At 60.1% G+C, this 21,149-nt stretch carries 16 protein-coding genes; 4 read left to right on the top strand and 12 right to left on the bottom strand.

The window, feature by feature from the left end:
- The 6 genes from VHO05_RS00925 to VHO05_RS00900 all read right to left on the bottom strand — a co-directional run bounded on the left by VHO05_RS00925 (nt 1) and on the right by VHO05_RS00900 (nt 6,327).
- On the bottom strand, nt 1-1,293 hold the full coding sequence (locus tag VHO05_RS00925; protein WP_329644729.1) for an O-antigen ligase family protein: 1,293 nt from the start codon (nt 1,291-1,293) through the stop codon (nt 1-3).
- Between the two features lie 387 nt (nt 1,294-1,680).
- Entirely contained in the window at nt 1,681-2,847 is a 1,167-nt protein-coding gene (locus tag VHO05_RS00920; RefSeq protein ID WP_329644728.1) for a DegT/DnrJ/EryC1/StrS family aminotransferase, read from the bottom strand.
- Between the two features lie 3 nt (nt 2,848-2,850).
- Nucleotides 2,851-3,522: a formyltransferase family protein gene (locus VHO05_RS00915; RefSeq protein ID WP_329644727.1), complete on the bottom strand. Its 672-nt coding sequence runs from the start codon at nt 3,520-3,522 to the stop codon at nt 2,851-2,853.
- Nucleotides 3,519-3,905 (bottom strand): ankyrin repeat domain-containing protein, encoded by a 387-nt coding sequence (locus VHO05_RS00910; RefSeq protein WP_329644736.1) that lies wholly within the window; start codon nt 3,903-3,905, stop codon nt 3,519-3,521. Before VHO05_RS00910 ends, VHO05_RS00915 begins: the two co-directional genes overlap by 4 nt.
- 58 nt (nt 3,906-3,963) lie before the next feature.
- Nucleotides 3,964-5,019, bottom strand: a complete 1,056-nt coding sequence (locus tag VHO05_RS00905; RefSeq protein WP_329644726.1) for a Gfo/Idh/MocA family oxidoreductase — start codon at nt 5,017-5,019, stop codon at nt 3,964-3,966.
- 12 nt (nt 5,020-5,031) lie between these two features.
- Complete coding sequence (locus VHO05_RS00900; protein WP_329644725.1) at nt 5,032-6,327, bottom strand: nucleotide sugar dehydrogenase; 1,296 nt, start codon at nt 6,325-6,327, stop codon at nt 5,032-5,034.
- A gap of 374 nt (nt 6,328-6,701) precedes the next feature.
- Here VHO05_RS00900 and VHO05_RS00895 point away from each other — a divergent pair, with 374 nt between their 5' ends.
- Nucleotides 6,702-7,685: an NAD-dependent epimerase/dehydratase family protein gene (locus VHO05_RS00895; protein WP_329644724.1), complete on the top strand. Its 984-nt coding sequence runs from the start codon at nt 6,702-6,704 to the stop codon at nt 7,683-7,685.
- Nucleotides 7,686-7,707: 22 nt separating this feature from the next.
- Nucleotides 7,708-8,262 carry a sugar transferase gene (locus VHO05_RS00890; RefSeq protein WP_329644723.1) on the top strand — a complete coding sequence of 185 codons (555 nt, stop codon included), beginning with the start codon at nt 7,708-7,710 and terminating at the stop codon, nt 8,260-8,262.
- A gap of 7 nt (nt 8,263-8,269) precedes the next feature.
- Here the strand turns inward: VHO05_RS00890 and VHO05_RS00885 are convergent, their stop codons facing one another.
- Nucleotides 8,270-9,517 carry a glycosyltransferase family 4 protein gene (locus tag VHO05_RS00885; RefSeq protein ID WP_329644722.1) on the bottom strand — a complete coding sequence of 416 codons (1,248 nt, stop codon included), beginning with the start codon at nt 9,515-9,517 and terminating at the stop codon, nt 8,270-8,272.
- Nucleotides 9,518-9,912: 395 nt separating this feature from the next.
- Between VHO05_RS00885 and VHO05_RS00880 the strand changes: the two genes are divergently transcribed.
- Nucleotides 9,913-11,904: a nucleoside-diphosphate sugar epimerase/dehydratase gene (locus tag VHO05_RS00880; protein WP_329644721.1), complete on the top strand. Its 1,992-nt coding sequence runs from the start codon at nt 9,913-9,915 to the stop codon at nt 11,902-11,904.
- 25 nt (nt 11,905-11,929) lie between these two features.
- Here the strand turns inward: VHO05_RS00880 and VHO05_RS00875 are convergent, their stop codons facing one another.
- The 5 genes from VHO05_RS00875 to VHO05_RS00855 form a co-directional block, all read right to left on the bottom strand.
- Nucleotides 11,930-13,798 (bottom strand): hypothetical protein, encoded by a 1,869-nt coding sequence (locus VHO05_RS00875; RefSeq protein ID WP_329644720.1) that lies wholly within the window; start codon nt 13,796-13,798, stop codon nt 11,930-11,932.
- Between the two features lie 44 nt (nt 13,799-13,842).
- Nucleotides 13,843-14,913 (bottom strand): non-hydrolyzing UDP-N-acetylglucosamine 2-epimerase, encoded by a 1,071-nt coding sequence (gene wecB, locus VHO05_RS00870; RefSeq protein WP_329644719.1) that lies wholly within the window; start codon nt 14,911-14,913, stop codon nt 13,843-13,845.
- A 63-nt stretch (nt 14,914-14,976) separates the two neighbouring features.
- The gene (locus VHO05_RS00865; protein ID WP_329644718.1) at nt 14,977-16,089 is read right to left on the bottom strand and encodes a glycosyltransferase family 4 protein; all 1,113 of its coding nucleotides are present in this window, start codon (nt 16,087-16,089) and stop codon (nt 14,977-14,979) included.
- Nucleotides 16,090-16,210: 121 nt separating this feature from the next.
- Entirely contained in the window at nt 16,211-17,518 is a 1,308-nt protein-coding gene (locus VHO05_RS00860; protein WP_329644717.1) for a lipopolysaccharide biosynthesis protein, read from the bottom strand.
- A 146-nt stretch (nt 17,519-17,664) separates the two neighbouring features.
- The gene (locus VHO05_RS00855; protein ID WP_329644716.1) at nt 17,665-18,345 is read right to left on the bottom strand and encodes a hypothetical protein; all 681 of its coding nucleotides are present in this window, start codon (nt 18,343-18,345) and stop codon (nt 17,665-17,667) included.
- Between the two features lie 625 nt (nt 18,346-18,970).
- Here VHO05_RS00855 and VHO05_RS00850 point away from each other — a divergent pair.
- Nucleotides 18,971-21,028 carry a DCC1-like thiol-disulfide oxidoreductase family protein gene (locus VHO05_RS00850; RefSeq protein WP_329644715.1) on the top strand — a complete coding sequence of 686 codons (2,058 nt, stop codon included), beginning with the start codon at nt 18,971-18,973 and terminating at the stop codon, nt 21,026-21,028.
- Nucleotides 21,029-21,149 lie beyond the last annotated feature (121 nt).

Genomic DNA, 21,149 nt, shown 5'->3' with positions numbered 1-21,149 from the left:
CTACGCTCGCGCAACGGTGACTTGCTCGGAGGAGACCCGCACACGCGCCTTGCAGGCAGCACAGATGGTGAGCGCAATAGTGGCCGCGGCAATGCTGAACTGGAACCAGCTCTGCCACATTCCGTAAGTCGGTCCGATAAGGGCGCCCGTCATCGCGAACTGTGTGAGAAGGAACGGCTGAACGGATATGGCGGCGTCCTTGGTCGCGCGCAGGATCATGAGACCCATCCATCCGAAAAGCAGCGCGCCGACCACGCCGAGCTCATACCAGATCTGTAGGTAGACGTTGTGCGGATGATCCCGTGTTTCGGGCCGCACGATGAGATCGCCCTCCCAAGTAGGTTCCTTCGCAATCCGTGCTTCATGGATGAAGCGCGTCGAATACGTTCCGACGCCGAGAATAGGATGTTCGAGCACGCGCTTGGACGTGTAGTCCCAAATGATGACGCGGGCGCGAGCCGACCTGAAAAGATCCGGATCCTTGTGAACCTCCGCTGCGAATAGGCTGAGCGCGATCGGGACGATGAAGAGAACGATGACCGCAAAGCCTGCTGCGATGGCGAAGCGCGTGAAATTGCGAAAATATAACGCGAACGCCAGCACGACGAAGGTCAACAGCACGACGAGCTGCGCGGTCTGCGATCGGGACCACAAAATCACGACGGCGCTGAAGGCCGCGATGGTTGCGAGGCAGGCCAGCCTAAGCGCACCGCGCGTTGTGGCAAGTGCGGCAAGAATAGCCGGACACAAGAGGAGGGCGAACTCGAACGAAACTCTTGTCATATGGGCGCCCGACATCCGCACGGCCGTACCGTTCTCGACAGTGACGTGCTTTCCTCCGCTTTGCTCGAGAAACGGCAAGTACGTCAGCGTGAAGCGGGTGAGCCCTTCCTGCGAGACTGTCTCGAAAGCCGTGTAGAATCCGCCGATCAGAAAACCGATCAAGACGCCCTGCGCGAGCTGTACGACAGCGTCGTCCGAGAGGCCCTCCAGCTGCAGGATCACGACAAGGCTGGCGCCCACTACAACCGCGAGAATAGCTGCCTTTTCGAGCGCCTCCATGGGATCCGCGGCCCAGAGGCAGGCGACAAAAACCCAGCCAATGAACGCTGCGATCGAGATGAGGATCGGTGTCGGCTGCGCGAGCTTCGAAAGAAAGCGGCGTCCCGAGGTAAGGTCGCTCCAGTTGCGTACGAGCAAGTAAGCAAGAGCTACGATGCATGCGATCAGTACGCCGACGCGTGGCACTATCATGCACATTGCAACTGCGCCAGCGCAAACGAGACGAAGCATGTTGCCTCCAGCGATCAAAGGGGCCCAGAGTTACTCTGCGCCCTGCGATTGGATCGGGAATCGAGTGAGATGCAGAAACGGCTTGCAAAGCGCGGAGAGCAGCAGCGCCACGACTGAAAAGTCACTTGAGAAATGGTGCGCTGAAGACTGGCAACCTCGGCGGCCGCCGGCTGGCATATTGAAGATGCTGTCATTGACCGCGGCGCTCCCGACGCGCGTTCCCGATGCCTTCGTAGACGATCCCGGAACGCTGTCAAGGCAAGTCGGTGGCCGCGCAAATGCGCGTAGTGCCCCCACAGTCAGGCCTAGAGCGGATAAAAATATTCCGGTGGCCGCAGAACTTACAGCGGTGGGGGCCTTGTCGCTACGCACGGCTTTCCGTTCGCCTCAGGCCACAGCAGCGGCCAACGCCGCGACGACACGGTCCATGTCGCCAGGAGTAAGATCCGGTCCCATAGGTAAGCTCATGACGTGCTGGGCGGCCCACTCCGAAATAGGGGTGCCATCTGCAGCGGCCAGATGCTTGTAAGCCGGCTGCTGATTGAGCGGAACGGGATAGTGGACGGCCGTCGGAACCCCCGAGTCCTGCAGCTTCGCCTGGACCTCGTCGCGCCGGGACACCAGGACCGTGTACTGAGCATAGACGCTCGTCTGTCCGGGTCGGAGGGCCAGCGTGCGCAGCCCCGCAAGTGGCTGGCCCAGGTCGCGCGTTTCGACGATTTTCGCTCCCTTGACGCGTTCGTGAATGAGTTTGGTATAGCGGGCGCCGATGGCCGCGCGCTCGCTCACTTCCCAGGCAAAGCGAGGCATCTTGGCCAGCACGATGGCGCATTGGAGCGTGTCCATGCGGCCGCCCACGCCGATGCGGGTATGAACATACCGCTTGCTCTGACCATGAACGCGGATCTCGCGAACGGCGCGCGCCAGCTCGTCGTCGTTGGTGAATATCGCGCCGCCGTCGCCATAGCATCCGAGCGGCTTCGAGGGAAAAAAGCTGGTGCAGCCGAAAGTCGACAGGCTGCAGCTTTGTCGTCCGTCCGCAGTCGCACCGAAACTCTGCGCGCCGTCCTCGATAACGGGAATGTTGCCGTGCCGAGCGGCAATTGCATTGATCTCATCGAGGTTCGCCACCTGGCCGTAGAGGCTCACGGGCATGATCGCTTTCGTTCGCGCCGTGATCTTGGCCTCGATCATGGAAGCATCGATATTCAAAGTGTCGGGCTCGATATCCACGAAGACAGGCGTTGCACCCAGAAGCGCGATGACCTCGACCGTGGCAACGAACGTGAAGGGAGTCGTGATGACCTCGTCCCCTGCGCCGACTCCGAGTGCCATGAGCGCAATCAGCAGCGCTTCCGTTCCGCTCGCGACAGTGATGCAGTGCTTGCTGCCGGTAAACACGGCGAGTGCGGTCTCAAGCTCGGCAACCTCGGGCCCCATGATGTATTGGCCGTGAGCGAGAACAGAGGCAATCCTGCGGTCCAGCTCCGGCTTGATCGCGGCTTGCTGTGTCTTGAGATCTATGAAGGGAAGCGCTGCGGTGTGTTGCGCCATAATCTATCGGTCCATTGCATGAGTGCGCTTGTAGTCTTCGAATGAGGCGAGCATTTCCTCTTCGACCTCCGCCGGCATCCGCTTGGTGGGAGACTGCGTTTCGAGATCGAAGATCGTTCCCGTTTTCACGAGCTCATCGAAACGTCCGAGCATCGAAATCTCGAGTTCATAGTGGCGTTGCGCCAGCGACGCAGGAGTATCCGCCAAAAACACCGGTGTCCTGACTTGCGCGAGCACTTCGCCCGCATCGGCTTCTTGATCGATCCGGTGCAGAGTGTTGCCGAGAGGTTGATTGTTGAGGATGGCCCACTTGAAGGAGTCGAGGCCGCGGACGGCTGGAATGAGTCCGGCGTGGACGTTCAAAATTTTTCCCGATGATGAGAAGTCGGGCTCGATCAGATTGGAGCCGCACACGAGAAACATGTCGTAGGCGTCGAGGTGCTGGCGCCACTGGGAGTACGGGAAAACCTTTCCGCCGAAAGCCCGCCCCAGTGCCACCGGAGAGGCACCCACGAACTGCTCCGGGCGATGCGAGAATTCCACAGCCCGCACGGGCCTAGGCGTGAAGGGCATGAGCAGGAAGTCGATCTCGCTGAAGCCCCGGTTGTGAAGCTGCAGGAAAACCTGTGCGGTCTTCAAATGCGGAGCGTCATAGGAAAGCAGGCAGATCTTCATGGACGTATCTCGGCGGATTTGAGGAAGTCGATGACCTGCTTGGAGCGGAGCTCGGCATAGTCGCGTGCCGTCATTCCGGCCCTGTCTCGCGCGAGAGTGTCCGCACCAGCCTTCAGAAGCGCTTCCATGATCGAAGTTTCGCCGCTGCCCAAAGCCGCAGTCTTGGCGTACATGAGAGGTGTCGTCCCGGAGTTGTTCGTGGCGTTTGGATCTGCACCCGCGTCCAGCAGCATTGCAACGATTTCGCGGTCTCCGGCGCGGCACGCAAGCATGAGTGGCGTCCGGCCCCGGGTATCCCGGCAGTCGGTCTCTCCGCTCGCATGGAGGTAGGCTTTGACGCTTTCGTTGTCGGAAAGCATGCAGGCCTCAAAAATCGATCGCACGGGATTGGACACGGAGTTTTTTGCCCTCGATCGGATGTGCAGCAATCACTTCAAGGCTCTAGTACTCGAGCGGCAACGCCACCTTGCGGCCGTCGCGCGCCGACAAGTAGAGCGCGATCAGAAGCTCAAGCGACTTCAGCCCCTCGCGCCCGTCCGTCTCTGCTTCGGCCTCGCCGCGCAGCGTCTTGATGACGTTGTCATAGTAGAGGGGATGGCCGAATCCGTAGACGCTCGTCGTCTCGTAGTTAGCCTGCTTGACGGTCTCGTCCTCGGGCTGCGTGTCGGCGAACTCCCAGTTTTGGATTTCGTTCACGGCGACGCCGCCGATGCGCACTGTGCCCTTCTCGCCGAGGATCGTTACGCTGCCTTCCAGGTTCTTGGGATAGGTCAACATCGTGACGTTCAGCGTCCCGACCGCGCCACTCCGCCATCGCAGCGCGGCGACGCCTGTATCCTCGACATCGATGTGACGCGCGAGTGTTCCCGTGTATGCCATCACGCTTTCGACAGGGCCGATCAGCCAGTCGAGAAGATCGATGTAGTGGCTCGCCTGGTTCATGAAGGCGCCGCCGTCGAACTCCCACGTGCCGCGCCATTTCGCACTGTCGTAATAGTCCTGCGGACGCGTCCAGAAGACGTTGATCGCCACCGAATAGATGCGCCCGAAACGCTTCCTCTCGAGCGCGCGCTTAACGAGCTGCAGCGTCGCATTGCGCCGGTTCTGCTTGACGACGAAAAGGCGGACGCCGGTGGCATCGCATGCTTCCACCATGGCGAGCCCGTCTTTCCAGCGGGTCGCCATCGGCTTTTCGGTCATCACGTGCCGGCCGGATCTTGCTACCTGAATGGCTTGGCTGGGGTGAAGTCCGCTCGGAGTCGTCAGGATGACGCAGTCCGCCGTGGTGCTGTCGAGCAGGCTCGAAAGAGAGGCATGCCCCTTGGCTTTTGTGCGCTCCGTCGCGGCTTTGACGGCCTCAGGAGAGATATCGCAGACATCAACCAGCTCGCACCGATCGGCATGTTTCTCGATCGCGCCGAAGTGATTGGCTGCGATGCGCCCGCACCCCACCAGCGCAAATCGCACCTTTCGGCCGCTTACAGACTTATCGCTCATCGCACGCCGCCTCTATAGACGAAACACCCTGAAACCTTCCGCCGCGCACGCGTGGCGATCGTAGAGGCTCTTCACGTCGACGAGCAGGGGCTTCTCTCCCTGGACGAGGCCGCGAAGCTGACCCGGCGTCATCTTTCGATATTCTTCGTGGCCAACCGCCACAATGAGCGCATCGACAGGCGATGCCTGTGAGATTTCGCCGAGCATGATGCCGTATTCGTGTTTCACTTCGCGCGCATCCGCCTTCGGGTCTGCGACGATCACCTCGGCACCGTGATCGCGAAGCTCCTTCACGATATCGACGGCCTTGGAGTTGCGGATGTCCGGGCAATTCTCTTTGAAGGTGATGCCCATCACGCCGATGCGACAGCGTGCAACGTCGGCCCCCTGCTGCAGCATCCGTTTGACGGTGTTGCGCGCAACGTAGCGGCCCATGTTGTCGTTGATGCGCCGGCCCGCGAGAATGACCTGCGGAATGTAGCCAAGCTGCTCGGCCTTGTGCGTCAGATAGTACGGATCGACGCCGATGCAGTGTCCGCCGACGAGGCCGGGGCGGAAGTTGAGGAAGTTCCACTTCGTGCTCGCCGCCTGGATCACTTCGGCCGTATCGATTCCGATGCGCGCGAACACCACGGAAAGCTCATTCATCAGCGCGATGTTGAGGTCGCGCTGAGTGTTCTCGATGACCTTCGAAGCTTCTGCAACCTTGATGCTGCTGGCTTTATGCGTTCCAGCGGTGATGATCTGCCCGTAGAGCTTATCGACGGCCTCGGCGACCGCGGGGGTCGAGCCGCTGGTCACTTTCATGATTGTCGGCAGCTTGTGCTGCTTGTCGGCGGGATTGATGCGCTCCGGGCTGTACCCGCAGAAGAAGTCTTCATTGAAAGCGAAGCCGGACGCGCGCGCCAAAGCCGGGACGCAGACTTCCTCGGTCGCGCCTGGGTAGACGGTGGATTCGTAGATCACGACGGAGCCTTTCGGCATCACGCTGCCGATCATCTCCGAGGCTTTGATGAGGGGGGATAGATCCGGCCGGTTGGCCTCATCGATCGGCGTTGGCACCGTGACGATGAAGATCTTGCACTGGCTGAGGTCCTTCGCGTTGCTCGTGAAGCGCAGCTTTGCGGCAGTCTTCAACTCGGCGTCATCGACCTCGAGTGTACGGTCGTGGCCAGCCTTGAGCTCGTCGACGCGGGCGACGTTGATGTCGAACCCGACGACATCACGCTTCTTCCCGAACTCCACGGCAAGAGGCAACCCGACATAGCCCAAGCCTATGACGGAAATCGCTTCTTTCTCAAAATTCATGACGATATGCGGTCCTCAATCCTCTTTCACGGCCTTGCGGTAAAAGGCGCGCTGCCGCGACAAGACCGTCCCCAGCTCCCAGCATACGCAATATGACTATGCGTGCCGTGGCAACCCCCAGTGCAGCGGCGATCCAAGGAAACGATCGAACTTATGGTCTAGTGGGGGACCGATTGCAAACCCGTTCGCCCTCGTGCCAACAGGCTACGATCTGACGCCTATGGCAGGATAGACACACTGGCGATGGGGGCCGTGTCGCGCGAAATTGTCACCAGGAATGGCTCTGCCCAGCTTTGCGAAATTTCGCTTTTCGTGTTTTCTGGCAGGCGGTTGGCAGAGGCCGCCCCAGTCCCAGAAATGTCAAACGGCCGCATATGAGTTCGGGAAGAATTCTTGTCACGGGCGCAACGGGTTTTATTGGCCGAAACCTCGTATCCCGACTGCGCTCAAGTCATCCGCTGACGGTCGCCGTCCGCAAATCCGAGGAGGCGGATAAGCTTTGGCGGGGGCAAGGTGACATCCGGATTGTCGCGACGGGACCGATTGAAACCTCGACCTCTCTTGAGGACGCATTCTCCGGCGTCTCCGCCGTTGTCCATCTCGCGGGCCTTGCGCACGTCGAGGCGCGGGGCGCAGACACGTCTCCGTTCATGCGCGCCAACGCCGATGCCACCGAAAAGCTCGTCGAAATGTCCGCCCGTCTTGGTGTGCGCTCGTTCATACACCTGAGCAGCTTGGCAGCGGTGGTGGGCAACGCCTCGGCCGAGGTCGTGAATGACGACACCCGACATCCGGCGCCGACGCCGTACGGTATCTCGAAACGGCTTGCCGAAGACCACGTGGAGAGACTACCAGAAATGGGCCTGTTTTCTGTCTCTCTTCGTCCCCCGCTTGTCGTAGGGGCCGAGGCCAGAGGGAACTGGCACGCGCTCCAGCGGCTCGCTGCGAGTGGACTTCCGCTACCCTTTGGGAGTGTGCGGAACAGGCGATCGCTTGTGAGCGTGGGTTCGGTCGTTGAAGCCATTTCTCATTTGTGCTCGCGTCCATGGCCCACCGAGTCAGCAGGCAACTACTGCCTCGCGGACGGCGACACGCTTTCGCTTCCCGAGATTGTGACCCTCCTGAGACGGGGGATGGAAATCCCACCCCGTCTGATACCGTTCCCGCCTGCGGTCCTTTCCGCCGCCGCAAGAGCGGTGAAGCAGGACCGGCGAGCGGCAGGATTGCTCGGCGATCTTGAGGTCGATGAGAGCCGCTTTCAGGAAACTTTCGGTTTCACCGCCTCCGAGGGAATTCGCGAGGCCATTGTCGCGTCCGGGCAAATGTATAAACAGGTGCGCGAGAGCGAGCCCCGATAGCGGAAATCAAACACGGCAAGAGATGAAACGCATATTTGATCTTACGCTCGCGCTGATCGGATTGCCGATCGTCGTTCCCGCCATTCTTGTGTGCGCGATGGCGATCCGCTGGACCTCGCGGGGGCCGGCGATATTTCGGCAGACCCGCGTTGGCCTGCACGAACAGCCCTTCACCTGCTTAAAACTTCGAACCATGTACGCGGATACGCGGGATGCCCCGAGTCATGAGACCTCGGCATCGGCCGTCACGCCGATTGGATACTGGCTGCGCCGTCTCAAACTCGATGAGCTTCCGCAGCTCTGGAACATTGTTCTCGGAGAGATGAGCTTTGTCGGTCCACGCCCCTGCCTCCCCGCTCAAACTGAGCTCATCGCCGCGCGCCGGGAGCGCAATCTTTACGGGATCCGGCCAGGAATAACGGGCGTCGCACAGGTGGCAGGCATCGACATGTCGGATCCGCAACGGCTTGCTGCGGCGGACGCTGCCTATCTGAAGGACATGTCGATCGCGGCCGACTTGCGCTTGATCTTGGCGACCGCCTTGGGCGCGGGACGCGGCGACCGCGTCGGCCAGTAGACGCCGATCACGAGAGTGTCGCGATCGCTTCGACATATCGGCGTGCGACGAGATCGTAGTCGTACTCTCGTGCCATATACGCCCTGCCTTTCGCGCCAAGGGCGCGGCGCGTGTCGGAAGGCATGACGACGAGTTCGTGCAATGCGCTCCAGATAGCCTCCGGCGTTTGAGCGCGTCGCGCGATGCCGCCTCCGGAAGCCGAAACCGGATCACCACAGGGCTCGATCGGCAAAAGCGCGGGGAGCGAGGCGCCGTAGTAGTCTGCGAACTTGTTCAGCGAGACGCCATACTGATAGAGGCGGTCGAGAGCCCGCACCCCCGCGTATCCGATATCCGACTTCTCGAGCAATCCGCTGACTTCGTTCTTGGCGACACGGCCAGCGAAGAACACGTTTTTCAAATTGTGCTGACTGACTTGTTCCTGGAGCTTAGACAATTGCTCGCCCGAGCCCAGCAGTAGAACGCCGCAGCGATCCGTTTCGCCGCGCGAGGCTCCGAAAGCCACCGCCTCGAGAAGAAGGTCCACGGCATTCGGTTTTCCCAGCGATCCGGCGTGGACGACCGTCGTGAGACCCTCGGCTTTCCATTGATCGAGAACGGCATCGGCCTTTCGGGCGTTTTCTGTCGTGAGGGGCGAGGCATTCCGTTGAATGTTGGTTCCGTTAGGCACCCAGACAAACGGCTTGTGCCCATAGCCGCGATCTTGAAGATAACGATCCGCGCGTGGCAGCACGGAGGCGACCAAGTCTGAGCGCGTGAGGGCGAAGCGTTCGGTCATGGCGCACAGCTGGACGAACGGATGCAGCCGCGAGGTCTTGAGGATCTCGGTGATGCTCAACGGCCAGATATCCCGGATCTCGAAGACCAGCTTGGCCCCCATACTGCGCGCAATGCGGGCGGCGGGATAGATGGTGAACGGATGGGGGGATGAGGCAATGACCGCGTCGGGACGCTGCCAATCGCGTCCATAGCGGTCCGCCGACAGGTAGAGATTCTTGGTTAGGTCCCAGATGTTGAAAAGCCGTGAGACGGTATTTCCGTCATACCCTCGAGCGGGAACGCTAACGTACTGAACACCGTCGACGAGGAAATCATCAGCAAGCTGGGTACGCTTTTCGAGCAAATGATGGAACTGGGCCACGAAGACGGTGACGGTGTGCCCCTGTCTCTGCCAAGCGCGGGCAAGTTCATACGGACGATCGTAGAGCCCGACACCCGGACCGCCGCCATAGTGATGAACGTACCAAATATGCAACGCTGCCCCTCCCCGTCACGCTTCAGCGGCGTCTGGCCTACGGAACACGCAAGCCCAAAAATTGTGCGCTACTCGCCTGTTTGCGGACTGAAGGCCTAGGCATGTCCCGCTCGTCGGACGTTTGCACGCGATACGGCGAGAGGCGTTCGATTGCACGCTTCCCGGCAACCTGTCAAACAGCGGGCCGTGTAGGCGCGCACGGGCGAACGGCCGCCGATTTGGCAAGCCGAAGCTGCGGAAACGGCCCTTTTTGGGACCGGACAGGCCCACGCGCAAACCCGTCGATGAACCCGCATACACCGCTTGCTCGGGGCAGTCATCATGGCTAGGCTGCCCAAAAATTTTCTATCAGTTCTGGGGCAGTCAGCGGCTATTGCGCCGCTTCGGGGAGCCAATTGGAATCTAAGCGAGAAAAGGGCGGCCTGCAGGCGTGGATTCTGAACACGCCACGCTATCACAAGCGTGCCGCGCTTGTGATTATCGACCTGTCTCTGTTGAGCTTTGCGCTCTGGGCCTCATTTTCGTTCCGCCTCGGCACGCTCTATGTACCGACCTCGGGCGCAACAGTGGCTCTGATGATTGCGGCCCCCCTGATCTGCGTCGCGACCCTGTGGTGGTTTGGCATTTACCGCCTGGTGACGCGCTACGTGGGCTACCGGGGAACGAGCCAAGTCGTCATGGCCGTCGCGCTGGGCACCCTTGTTTGGTCCCTCATCGTGTTCATGACCGGCCAGAATGGTGTGCCGCGTACGGCAATTATTTTATTCGGCGTTGCTGCGGCGGTTTTGCTTGCGCTCGTTCGCTATGCGATCAAGCTCCTGCTTGAAAGCGCTAACATTCGCGTTCCGCCCCTTCGCGTCGATGCCCCGCTCAAGCCGACGCTCATCTACGGTGCAGGCCGCATGGGCATTGAGCTCCTGGCGAATGTGCGGCGCGCGCGCGATCGCGAGGTCGTCGGGTTCATCGACCGGTCCCCGACACTCTGGCGGCAATACGTGATGGGCGTGAAGGTGCACGCGCCGCAGCGCCTTCCACGCCTCATCGAACGCCAAGGCATCGCCGAAGTGCTCGTCGCGCTTCCCGGCAATCAGCGCCGCGAGCGTAGGGACGTCTTGAAGGAACTTGAGCAGTTGCGGGTCGCGGTGAAGGTCCTGCCCGCCTACGAAGACCTCGCCTCCGGTCAAGTCGACGTCAGCAATCTGCGCGACGTCGAGGTCGGCGATTTGCTCGGCCGCGATCCGGTCAAACCCAATGTCGAGTTGATGACGCGAAATACGCAGGGAAAATCCATCCTCGTAACCGGAGCCGGTGGCTCGATCGGGTCGGAGCTTGTACGGCAGGTCGTCCAACAGTCGCCGCGCCTTCTGGTGCTCTTCGATATTTCCGAGCCGGCTCTCTACAAAATCGAAATCGAAATCCTGGAAGCCCTGGCCAAGCTGCCGGACCATGCACCGAAGCCGGTCGTCAAAGCGGTTCTGGGCTCGGTGCTCGATGCAAAGCTCGTGAACGACGTCATTGCCGACAACGCCATCGAGACGATTTTCCATGCGGCGGCGTACAAGCATGTCCCTCTCGTCGAGCACAATCCGATCGCGGGGCTCAGCAACAACGCCTTCGGCACAAGTATCGTCGCCGAATGTGCATTGAAGGCCGGCGTCGAACGCTTCGTCCTCGTGTCGACGGACAAAGCCGTACGTCCGACGAACACCATGGGGGCGAGCAAGCGCCTGGCCGAGCTGGTCCTGCAGTCTCTGGCAGCCGAACAAGGCTCTACGGTCTTCACCGTTGTGCGTTTCGGCAATGTCCTCGATAGCTCCGGCTCCGTTGTGCCGCGCTTCCGCCAGCAGATCCGGGCCGGTGGCCCCATCACCGTGACCCATCCCGAGGTCACGCGGTATTTTATGTCGATCCCGGAGGCTGCCGAGCTCGTCGTCCAGGCTGGCGCGATGGCAAAGGGCGGCGAGGTATTTGTGCTGCAGATGGGAGATCCCGTCAGGATCGACGATCTGGCACGGCTCATGGTGCGATTGTCGAACCTCGAAGTGCGCGATGAGAACAATCCGGACGGTGATATTGCAATCGACTACACGGGTCTCCGACCGGGCGAGAAGCTCTACGAGGAGCTGCTGATCGGCGCCCATACGGACGAGACGGAGCATCCACGCATCTTCAAGTCTGACGAGCCGTTCCTGCTCGCGCCGGATTTGAGAAACGAGCTGGACCAGCTGAAAGCGGCCATGGGCGCGCGAGACCTGACAACGATCCAATCCATCCTCTTGCGGACGGTGGAGGGCTATCGGCCATTCCAAGTCACCATGTCAGTGGATCGCACAGACGCCGTGGCCGAGCCCGCTTGGAGCGACGCCATCTCTCAAACCATCCATTGATCGCAGTGGATCCGATGGCCTCGGCCTAAGGGGAACAGGCAGCGCCTGAGTGAGGCGCCTCGGGCCTCTCGAATATCTGCGTTGCTTCGCCGTTTGGCTCGCGCACGCGCGCAACGCTCACCCGGGGAACATTCAGTCCGGCTCTATTCAGGAGCGTATTCGGAAGCGGCCGCGTCCCTGAAGGTGACAGCAGAAGCCACGTTCTCGCCAGCTCCGCACACGGCACGAAAGACAGCGCGCGATTTGCAAGGGACTCGCTCCCTGGATAGCCCCCGATCATCCAGGGAAGCGCAACGGCCTTTGCGCCGATGGCGAACAGCGCACCGGGGCTTGCGCCGGTCAAATCGAGAACGGGCGTACCTTCCGCCCCGCCATTCTCGTGAAACGCAGTCCTTAGCTCGGTGATATACCGAGCCGCCTCCTCATCGATCAGGATCTTGGTCGAAGGACTCGGACCGACAGAAAGCTCTGTCGTCTGCTTCCGCAAAGGCGTCGGAGAACGGTAGGGAGTCTCCATCGAGTAAACGAGCATGAGCACGGAGATCGGCAATCCCACCGCGGCGATCGTAAGTGCCGCCGTCCGGGCGAGGCGCGGAGACAACAGCGCCCTTGACGCAACGACACCGGCCGCACCGACGAACACGAGCGCCCACAAGGATCTCCTGGCAACGGCCGTATTGGTGCCGACTGCGAAGAAATAGGTGCAAAGCACAAGGAAGATGGTGAGCGCTGCTGCCTGTAGAACGCGCCGCGACAGCAGCTTTTGCCATCCGGCCAAGAGAACAGCGGCGGCTATAACGCCACACGGCGCAGCCGCAAGCAGCACAGCCGTGTCGATCCTGATGCGCGGCCACGCAAGAGCGAGCTCCGGCCGAAGCATGAGCGCGCAGGCCAGTCCGGCCGCCACGACGGCGAGCATACCGAGAGCCATGGCCCCGATATCCCGTCTGAACTTCGTCAGAAGCATCAGGGCCGCAGAAGCGGCGGCAAGAGCGCAGAAGACCACGATTTCCAACTTGGTCGGCCAAAGGCCATGCCAAGTGAGCATCGTTTTGATTCCGTAGCGCGGCGATTGCTCAAACGCCGAAACCATGCCGAGATGGATGCGGTTGGCGAAGGCCACCGGCGAGCCGTCCACGATGAAGACGGTAGCGACGACAAGCGCCAGCGCGGTCCCAGTAGCGACAACGAGCGTGCGCAGAGGGCGCCGGCCCGTAGCTAGAACCATAAACAACGCCGCCGGAGCGAGGAGGCCGGCGGACGACGGTTTCGCGAGCGCGACCATCCAGCCGCCAATACCGAGCGCAATGGCAGGTGCCGGCGAGAAATGCGCGTCGTCGGGACCGGAAGAGCGCCGATTCATGACGACGCCGATCGCAGCGAGAAGCAGGCCCTGCAGGGTCTGAGAATTGTATCCAGGTGTCGCAATCCACTGCAGCAGGAAGAAAAGGCTCGGAAGCGCGAGCGTGAACGACACCGCAAGATCCGTCGTCCACCCCGGACCACGCCATGGCCTTTCATCGCGCACAAGGGCGAAGATCAAAACAAGTGCAAGGCCAAAGGTCGCCAGAATGTTGAGCTGGCGCAACAGCACGATATCGCCTTGCACCAGCAGGTAGAACGGGTGATAGAAAAATCCGAACTGTGAGATCGAGAACGGGTAGATCCAAGGATTGGAAATCCAATTCAGGAAGAAGCTCTCGTCCGTGAAATCCAATCCGTGCCGGCAGCGCTCGAGCACCAGCACAAGGAAAACCAGCGTGACTGCAGAAAGTATGTAGCTCGCGATCCGCAGTGAATTGAGCGCGACGACCGACAACCACGGCGGCAACTCGGAAAATGTGCGCCTGCGGTTTGTTCCAAGTCGCCTCGGGACGTGATCGGAGTATGCCATCCCTATCCTGCCTTGGATCAGACTTCCAGCCGCGCAGTTTCTGTTCAACGCGCGAGAATTTGCGCGATAGCCCGAGCGGATTTGCCGTCTCCGTAGGGTTGAGCGTGCGTGCCTTGCCGTCCCAAGGCCTGAAGAATTGTGCGCGCGAGATCAGGGCTCGACGGAGATGCAAGACGATTCCAGCCAAGGTCGACAAGCTCAACCCATTCGGTCTCGTCGCGAAGGGTGACGCACGGCACCTTGTAGAAGAAGGCTTCCTTCTGCACGCCGCCGGAGTCTGTTGCGATCACGGCGGCTTGCGATTCAAGCGCAGCCATATCGAGATAGCCCACCGGAGGCATTGTTCGCACCCGCTCGAAACTCAAACCAGCGGCCTTCATCCTGCCGGTCGTCCGCGGGTGGATCGGCAGCAGAACAGGAATTTCCTTCGCGACCGCTTCAAGCGAGGTGACAATGTTCCGCAGCCTGCCGCTGTCGTCGGTATTTTCAGCGCGATGAACCGTCGCCAGAACATAGCGCCCTGGCTCGACGGAGTACGAGTCGAGTAATCCCCTCCGGCTCGCGGCGGCATCGCTAAATTGGAGCGCCGCGTCGTACATCACGTCACCGACCTGGAAGATCTGCGACTTGGCGATGCCTTCGCGCTCCAGGTTCTTCGTCGCAACGTCTGTGGACGTGAACAACAAATCCGAGAGCTGGTCTGCAACGATACGGTTCAATTCCTCTGGCATGAGGCGGTTGAACGAACGCAGTCCCGCTTCGACGTGCGCGACTGGAATGTGCAGCTTCGCGGCCACCAGGGCCCCTGCGAGCGTCGAGTTCGTGTCGCCGTAGACCAACACCCGGTCGGGGCGAAGCTCCTCGAGCACAGGCTCGAGCTTCTGCAGCATGGCGCCCGTCATGGCACCGTGCCCGCCGCCATGGATTTCGAGATGGTGATCGGGCTTGGGAAGTCCCAGCTCCTCGAAGAACACGTCGGACATTCCGGCATCGAAATGCTGACCCGTGTGAATCAGAACTTCTTTGATGGCTCCGGTATCGGCCAACGCCTTGCTGACAGGCGCGACTTTGATGAACTGCGGGCGGGCTCCCACAACCGTGGCGATTGTCTTCATCTTGGTAGCGCGCCCCCTCCGGTTCCAGTTTGTGCAAGAGGCATACAAGATGCCGACCGGAATTCAAGTTTGGCTGAGGACCCGCTCGTAGAGACCGAGAAGCTTTTTTTCCTCGGCGCACCAATTGTAGCGCTCATGAACGGCGCGGCGCCCGTTTTCGCCTTTGCGACGCGCCGACTCAGGATTTTCCACCAGCCAATCGATCGCTTCTGCAATTGCGGACGAATCCAGAGGATCGACACAAAGACCGCAATCATTTCCTTCGATGATTTCGCGCCAAAGGGGAAAATTGGAAGCAATGACGGGAATTCCAGCCGACATGTACTCGAACATTTTGTTGGGCTGCGCGTCGATGTGGTTTGGCGCCGGAAGGAACGTCACGATGCCGGCGGCCGAGCGACCGAGTACGGCTCTGACGTCTTCGCGCGAAAGAAACCCGAGTTCTTTGACTTTGCTCCACCCTGGATCTTGCGCGACCTCGGCCCGAAGCGTTCCTTTCGGAAATTCGCCGCCGAGATTGAGCCGCGCTCCGGATTTCGAGAGAGCCATCGCCGCAACAACCTCGCGAATACCGCGGATTTCGGCGATGCCACCGACATAGCAAACTTCCTTTTGCTTGTCGGTCCAAGGCACGTCGGCCTCGAGCTCTCCCAGCAAAGGAAAATTGTTGATGTCGAGAGAGTAGATGCCGTGGCCTGCAAACTTTCTCTGGATGGCCGGCGTCGCCGTTGCGATTGCGTTCATGCGTGCGCACGCGAAGCGCTCGAACAGCGAGACCGCGCCAGAGATCGGCGCACGCAAGCCGGCCCGAAGATACGGTTTGGTCAAGATCTGGGCGGGCAGATCCTCATGTGAATCGAAAATCACGCGTTTGCCACGACGCTTGAGCGTGAGTGCAATCGGAAGCAGCTCGGGATCATGGAGGTGATAGAGATCAGCATCCAGGTCCAACGCACTCTGGAGAACGCGGCGCGTTGCGTGCAACATGCGATCGCGCCGGCCACGGGATTTTCCCGTGTCGATAACATTGACACCGTCCAGCGCTTCGTTGCCCAGTCCATCGGCGACGACCAGGGACACATTGTACCCAGCAGCGGCCAGTGAGCGGCACTGCTTGAGAAAGATCCGCGTATCGCGCCTCGGATGCGCGGAAGTGAGATGCGCTATATGGGCCAATCTCTTATTCACTCCATCGGGCCAGCATCGCTGCAACAAACAACGTTGGGCGAAGGCAGATTAGGTGCTCGAGGTGGTGTAGTCGGTGAACCTTGGATCGTGCAATCCACAATTCGCCCCGTCACGCTTTTCTGCCCCCTGAGAGGGCGTAGCGGCGGGCGTGAAGAACAATTGCGTAGGTCCCGGCGATGTTAGAAAGCGCGTTGGTCAATGCAAAGGCGACAATTGCGACATAGGGGTCGCCGTACAGGTAGCCAAAGACAAGGGCTGCAGTTTTGGCGCCCAGCATAGACGAGTGGATATAGAGATTGAGGTTCTGCGCATTCGTCGCCATGAGAATGAGCGAGACCGAAGAGTAGAGGAAGTTCGCCGTTATGCCGATGATCAACCAGCTCGCGTAGCTGCCGGCCGCGGCCCATTCGTGACCGAAGACCAGGGTGAAAATCTTCTCGCCCCACAGGAACATGACAAGGGTCGGAACAAAGGCAATCGCAGCCAGGCCACCCAGGATGTTCGTTGCTAGGTCGCCAATCCGGCCCTGTTCGACGGCTTTGCGGCTCCGAGAGTACAGAACCTGCCCGATCGACTGACTGAGAAGGCTCAAGGGTGCGCCTAAGGCCCGGTCCGCGAGCAGATACAGGCCGGCAACGGTAGGAGTGAAGAGGATCGCCAGCAGGAAATTCGGGAGCTGCATGCTGATAGCGTTGATGATCGCCGCTGCGACATCGAATTTTGGAAATCGGATGTAGCGCCGCGCAAGGACCGATAGGCGCTGCCACATTCGCGAGCTGACGTCCCCCATCGAAAACGTGACGCCCCGGCCGAGTTTGAACGTGCCGGCCGAAAAACCGAAGAATTGCCCGATGACCAGTCCGGCGACACCAAACGATGCGAGCCCGCACGCGATCTGGAAGATCACGTTGGAGGCGGCCTGCGTAATCTTGGTGGTCGCGATGGCGTTGAAATCGCCACGACGCACGGCCCACATGCGGAAGGTTCGATAGCTGCCCGCTCCAAGCAAGACCAACGGCAGCATCCAAAGCGCGGGCGCCAGATCGGGGAGATTGTAGAGTTGAGCGAAATCCCGCCCCCAAATGGCAACCACAATGGCAACGACTATCGCGGTCACAACGTTAATCAGGAGAGCCAGGAACAGAAGCACGCGCGCGCCCTCCGTGCCCTTCGGCAAGGGGATGGCGAGCTCGTAGCGCAAGCTGGACGCGACGAGGACGACGGCGAGTATGGCGCTGAAGACCGCGAAGATGCCGAAGTCAGAGGGACTGTAGAGCCGCGTGACCAGCGGCATTGCAGCCAACAGAATGAGCTGGCCGACGGCGCTCGCCGAAGTGAGGGCGATGACGGAGCGCAAGAACTGGCTTTTCGTGAGGCGCTCTGTCCATGCGCCGAGCTCTCGCCACGTCTTGCTCATTGCGCGGATTTTCTTCAGCTTTACCCCTAAGTGCTCCGCAGCCCGGGGGCGTCGGTGCACGCCGCCGCAATAGACATCAGCAAGGGGAAACTGTCTATGGATGTCATCGCGAGGCGAAGCATAGGAACCTCGCCGGCGGACAAACTTCAGGCCAACCGATTAGTCAAACGAGCCGGCGAGCCGAACAATAGGGTGAAAAGAACCCCGACACCGGCTACGGCCAGCGACAATAGTGCCGTGATCAGCACAGGCGCCCACTTTGCAGGACGCTGATCATTGACGGAAACCTGGACCAGATTGATCATCCCTTCCCGCCGTCCGATTAGGTAGGAATTGAATTGGACCAGGATGTCCATATTCTCCGGGCGTTCGGTCCCTTTCACTCCATCGCGAACGGCAGAGAACACGCCATCAACTTTCGCATCGATGCGGTGCTCGAAAGCCGCAACGACCTCTTTCAGTTTCTCGACTTTGGTTCCAACGAGATCCTCGTCGCTCTCGCGATAGGGCATGCGAAGAGTAAATACCCCCGGGTCGCGGCCAAGTACGGGAACGAACCCGCCAGCTAATAGAGCCGTACCAAGCTGATCGGTGACCTGATCCTGCGTATCCGTTGGTGTGCCGGTCGCATATATTTTCAGTGTAATGACCTTGCTGTAGTGGACCGCATAAAAGTACGCAACCGGGACCGACAGCGCGATACCAAGAATGAGGAAGCCGAGGAGTGTCCAGCGCCACTGACCAAGGTGCGAAAGAAAATCGGCAAGGGAGAGATCCCGGTCACGGTCACTCAGGTCCTCGTTGGTTACTACCCAAGATCCTGCCATCGGGTGCGCATCCTCGACTGGAGTTTATGTTGCGAGATACTGGGGAAGCTCGAGATCTGACGCGCACAGACAATTCCAGCGAGCAATTTTCTCATAAGGCACTCCCCAGGTCAGTGCAACGACACCGAGACCACCGCCAAAGGTTGTTGTGGACAGAAGGACACCGACGCATCGGCCTTCGATTGAAGTTTACGCTCCAAGTGCATTCCTCCGCTGTTCGCACCGAAGGAAAGTTGCGACCGGGCAACTACGGATAGCGAAAGCGCACGCTGAAACGGTCCTACCCCTAGTCTGTTGGGGAGTGCTGGTGGACATGTCACGTCGTGCACTTGAGGGCCGAGTTGGAAAGTGCCAGCGTGACGATGCGAGCTTGACGACTAGTCGCGTGCTCGTAACTTCCCCGCGTCAATGCCGGACAGTTGATCAACGTGCCGGTCTGGGGGGCTCGTTCGGGCTCACAAACGTGATGCCCTGATTTAGAGGCCGCTCAAGATCGAGCGGCTCTCATCGAGTGACGGGTAGCGCAATACGCAACAATACGGACTGACAGCTCCGGCCGAATCGGTGGCTAGAGGAAAGTTGCGCATTGCCGACGCGTGGTCTCGCGCAGGAGGGGGCTCATTCCATGGTAACCGTCGATTCTGCATCGAACGCGTCGGTATTCTCGTGGGAGCGCGCGCGAACCGTGATCTTCGCGTTGTCTGCTGCGGCCGTTTCAGCCATGGCGCTTCCTTGGATACAGGGACGAATATTTGCTCGTGCCGACGTTACGGCCTTCTTCATTCTGAGCCTCGCGCTTTGCTTCGCGATTGCGGAGCTGCAGTCGGTGCGAGCGCAGATCCTTTCATGCTTGAACCGCTTCGCGGCGTTCCTCGCGCGGCGTGGGGCGTTTAGCTCGGACGCCGTAGCCGAAATGCCGAAGTTTGCGCTGCTCCGCTTTGCATTCGGCATGTTCATGCTGGAGCGTGCGACCTACATTCTTTACTATCTGCAGCCATCCGACTGGAACCAGCCGATCATCTGGTGCCTCGCGGTCCTGAACGTGGTCGCTGCCACGTGTGTCGCGCTTGGTTTCTCGACGCAAATCGCACTTGCCTACCTGATGATGGTCCAATGGCAGGTTGGCGATTCCGTGCTTGGGACGAGCACGCTTGGAAACGATATCGCGGCCATTTTCGCGCTTTTGCTAATTTTTGCGAACGCGGGTGCGCATGTCTCGCTTGATCGCATCTTGATGAAGCGCGGCGGCTTGCTCGGCAGGGGGATCGGCGCACTCTACTATTCCAACGGCCTTCCTTCGGACAACACCCTCCAGATCGCCAAGTTTCTCTCACTGCTGGGGTACTGGTGCGTGTGCACCTACTCGCTGTGCATGCACCTGAATGAACCCGCCTGGATGAGTGGCACGGCCGGGCCTCTCTTGCTCACCAACAACTTCGCGTCGGCATATTCCGATCAGTTCTCTGCGTTCTTTGCGCTTGGATCCTGGGCGGTCATGCTTGGCCGCATTGCGCTATGGGCCATGCTTCCCTGGTACGCTCTGTTTTTGCCGTTCGTGCTGCTGGGAGGATGGTTCAAGACCTACGTCATCTCGTGGGCAATCCTGTTCTACTCCCTCAGCATGTTTGTGCTTCAGCTGGGCTGGCTTTCCCACTTCGAGTTCCTGATGCTCGCCGGCTGGTTCTGGCAGAGCAAGTTCATGTCGGGTGCGAACGTCTTGAACGTCGCTTACGACGATCGCTGCAATCTCTGCGACCGCACAGTCGCTTTCGTGAAGACTGTCGACGTGTTTGGCCGCGTAAAGTTGAAGCCGCTGTCCAAGAACCAGGACTGGTTGCTCGAGCACGGGATCGATCCCAGTGCCGCCCAGGCCGATCTCTTTGGTGTTGAGGCGGCCGGCAAGAGGCAGATCGAGAAAGGCTACGAATTCTACGTCCTGCTCACGAAGCACGTTCTGCTTCTGCTGCCGTTCTACCCACTGCTCGTCGTAGGCCGCTACATCGGCGGGCCGGCCATCTATCGGTTCATCGCAGATCGTCGGACGCGGCTCTTCGGTGTCTGCGAGCGCCCGTCTCTAAAAGCAGACTATGCTCTTCTCGCGCCTGGCGCCCAGGCAACTCGCGAGATTGGAGCGAGAAATCCGATTGCGCCGACAGCGATGCACGTCACCTTCCTGGCCCTTATCTATTTGATCTCAATCCCGGCGCCCTTCCTGGGCTGGTCAGGAAAGCCGTTTCCGGATCCCATTCAGAAGCTGACGACGACGGCGGCGAACGCAGCGCATTTCTACGGCATTGCGCCCATCAATGTGTTCAACAAAGACGATCTTCGCTTGGCCGAGAAATGGTACGTCCTCTATGCCGTGAGCCCGTCCGGAGAGCGAACACTCCTTCCGGTTCTGTCTGAGGAGGGAAAGCGCCTGGCCATTCACAAGTCGGACCGCCTCTACTTCGGAAACACGCTGGCATTCCGCCGGGGCTCGATCGGCAAGAGCGGGTGCCTGTTCGACAACTATCGCGCCCAGCTCCAGTATCTCTCCCAGGTGCACCGCGGCCCGCTCGACCATTTTGAGTACGTGCAGTATCAGCAAGTTCTGCCCAGCACAGAGAGAATATTGCAAGGGGAGTTCGTCACGAACCCGATCTCAAAGGTCTGCGCGGTCTCGTTCGGCAGGCAACAATAGGGAGTTAGAACACATTCGCGGGCGGCGCCCCCAAAAGCCGCGAGGGATCCGGTTCGAAGCACGTGTTCCTAAAAGAACTCGCGGCGCAGTAACAACCAATGCTAGGGATCAGGTCTCTCGT

It is taken from the genome of Hyphomicrobium sp., from assembly GCF_036262015.1.
Classification (GTDB): domain Bacteria; phylum Pseudomonadota; class Alphaproteobacteria; order Rhizobiales; family Hyphomicrobiaceae; genus Hyphomicrobium_C.
The sequence above is the reverse complement of the archived record's forward strand: the minus strand, read 5'-3'. Positions and strand labels throughout refer to the sequence as shown.

Coding starts and splice junctions, on each gene's coding strand:
- VHO05_RS00850 (WP_329644715.1), top strand. CDS start 18,971: ATGGTAACCGTCGATTCTGCATCGAACGCGTCGGTATTCTCGTGGGAG.
- VHO05_RS00875 (WP_329644720.1), bottom strand. CDS start 13,798: ATGGCATACTCCGATCACGTCCCGAGGCGACTTGGAACAAACCGCAGG.
- VHO05_RS00905 (WP_329644726.1), bottom strand. CDS start 5,019: ATGAGCGATAAGTCTGTAAGCGGCCGAAAGGTGCGATTTGCGCTGGTG.
- VHO05_RS00920 (WP_329644728.1), bottom strand. CDS start 2,847: ATGGCGCAACACACCGCAGCGCTTCCCTTCATAGATCTCAAGACACAG.
- VHO05_RS00895 (WP_329644724.1), top strand. CDS start 6,702: ATGAGTTCGGGAAGAATTCTTGTCACGGGCGCAACGGGTTTTATTGGC.
- VHO05_RS00925 (WP_329644729.1), bottom strand. CDS start 1,293: ATGCTTCGTCTCGTTTGCGCTGGCGCAGTTGCAATGTGCATGATAGTG.
- VHO05_RS00860 (WP_329644717.1), bottom strand. CDS start 17,518: ATGAGCAAGACGTGGCGAGAGCTCGGCGCATGGACAGAGCGCCTCACG.
- VHO05_RS00900 (WP_329644725.1), bottom strand. CDS start 6,327: ATGAATTTTGAGAAAGAAGCGATTTCCGTCATAGGCTTGGGCTATGTC.
- VHO05_RS00915 (WP_329644727.1), bottom strand. CDS start 3,522: ATGAAGATCTGCCTGCTTTCCTATGACGCTCCGCATTTGAAGACCGCA.
- VHO05_RS00855 (WP_329644716.1), bottom strand. CDS start 18,345: ATGGCAGGATCTTGGGTAGTAACCAACGAGGACCTGAGTGACCGTGAC.
- VHO05_RS00890 (WP_329644723.1), top strand. CDS start 7,708: ATGAAACGCATATTTGATCTTACGCTCGCGCTGATCGGATTGCCGATC.
- wecB (WP_329644719.1), bottom strand. CDS start 14,913: ATGAAGACAATCGCCACGGTTGTGGGAGCCCGCCCGCAGTTCATCAAA.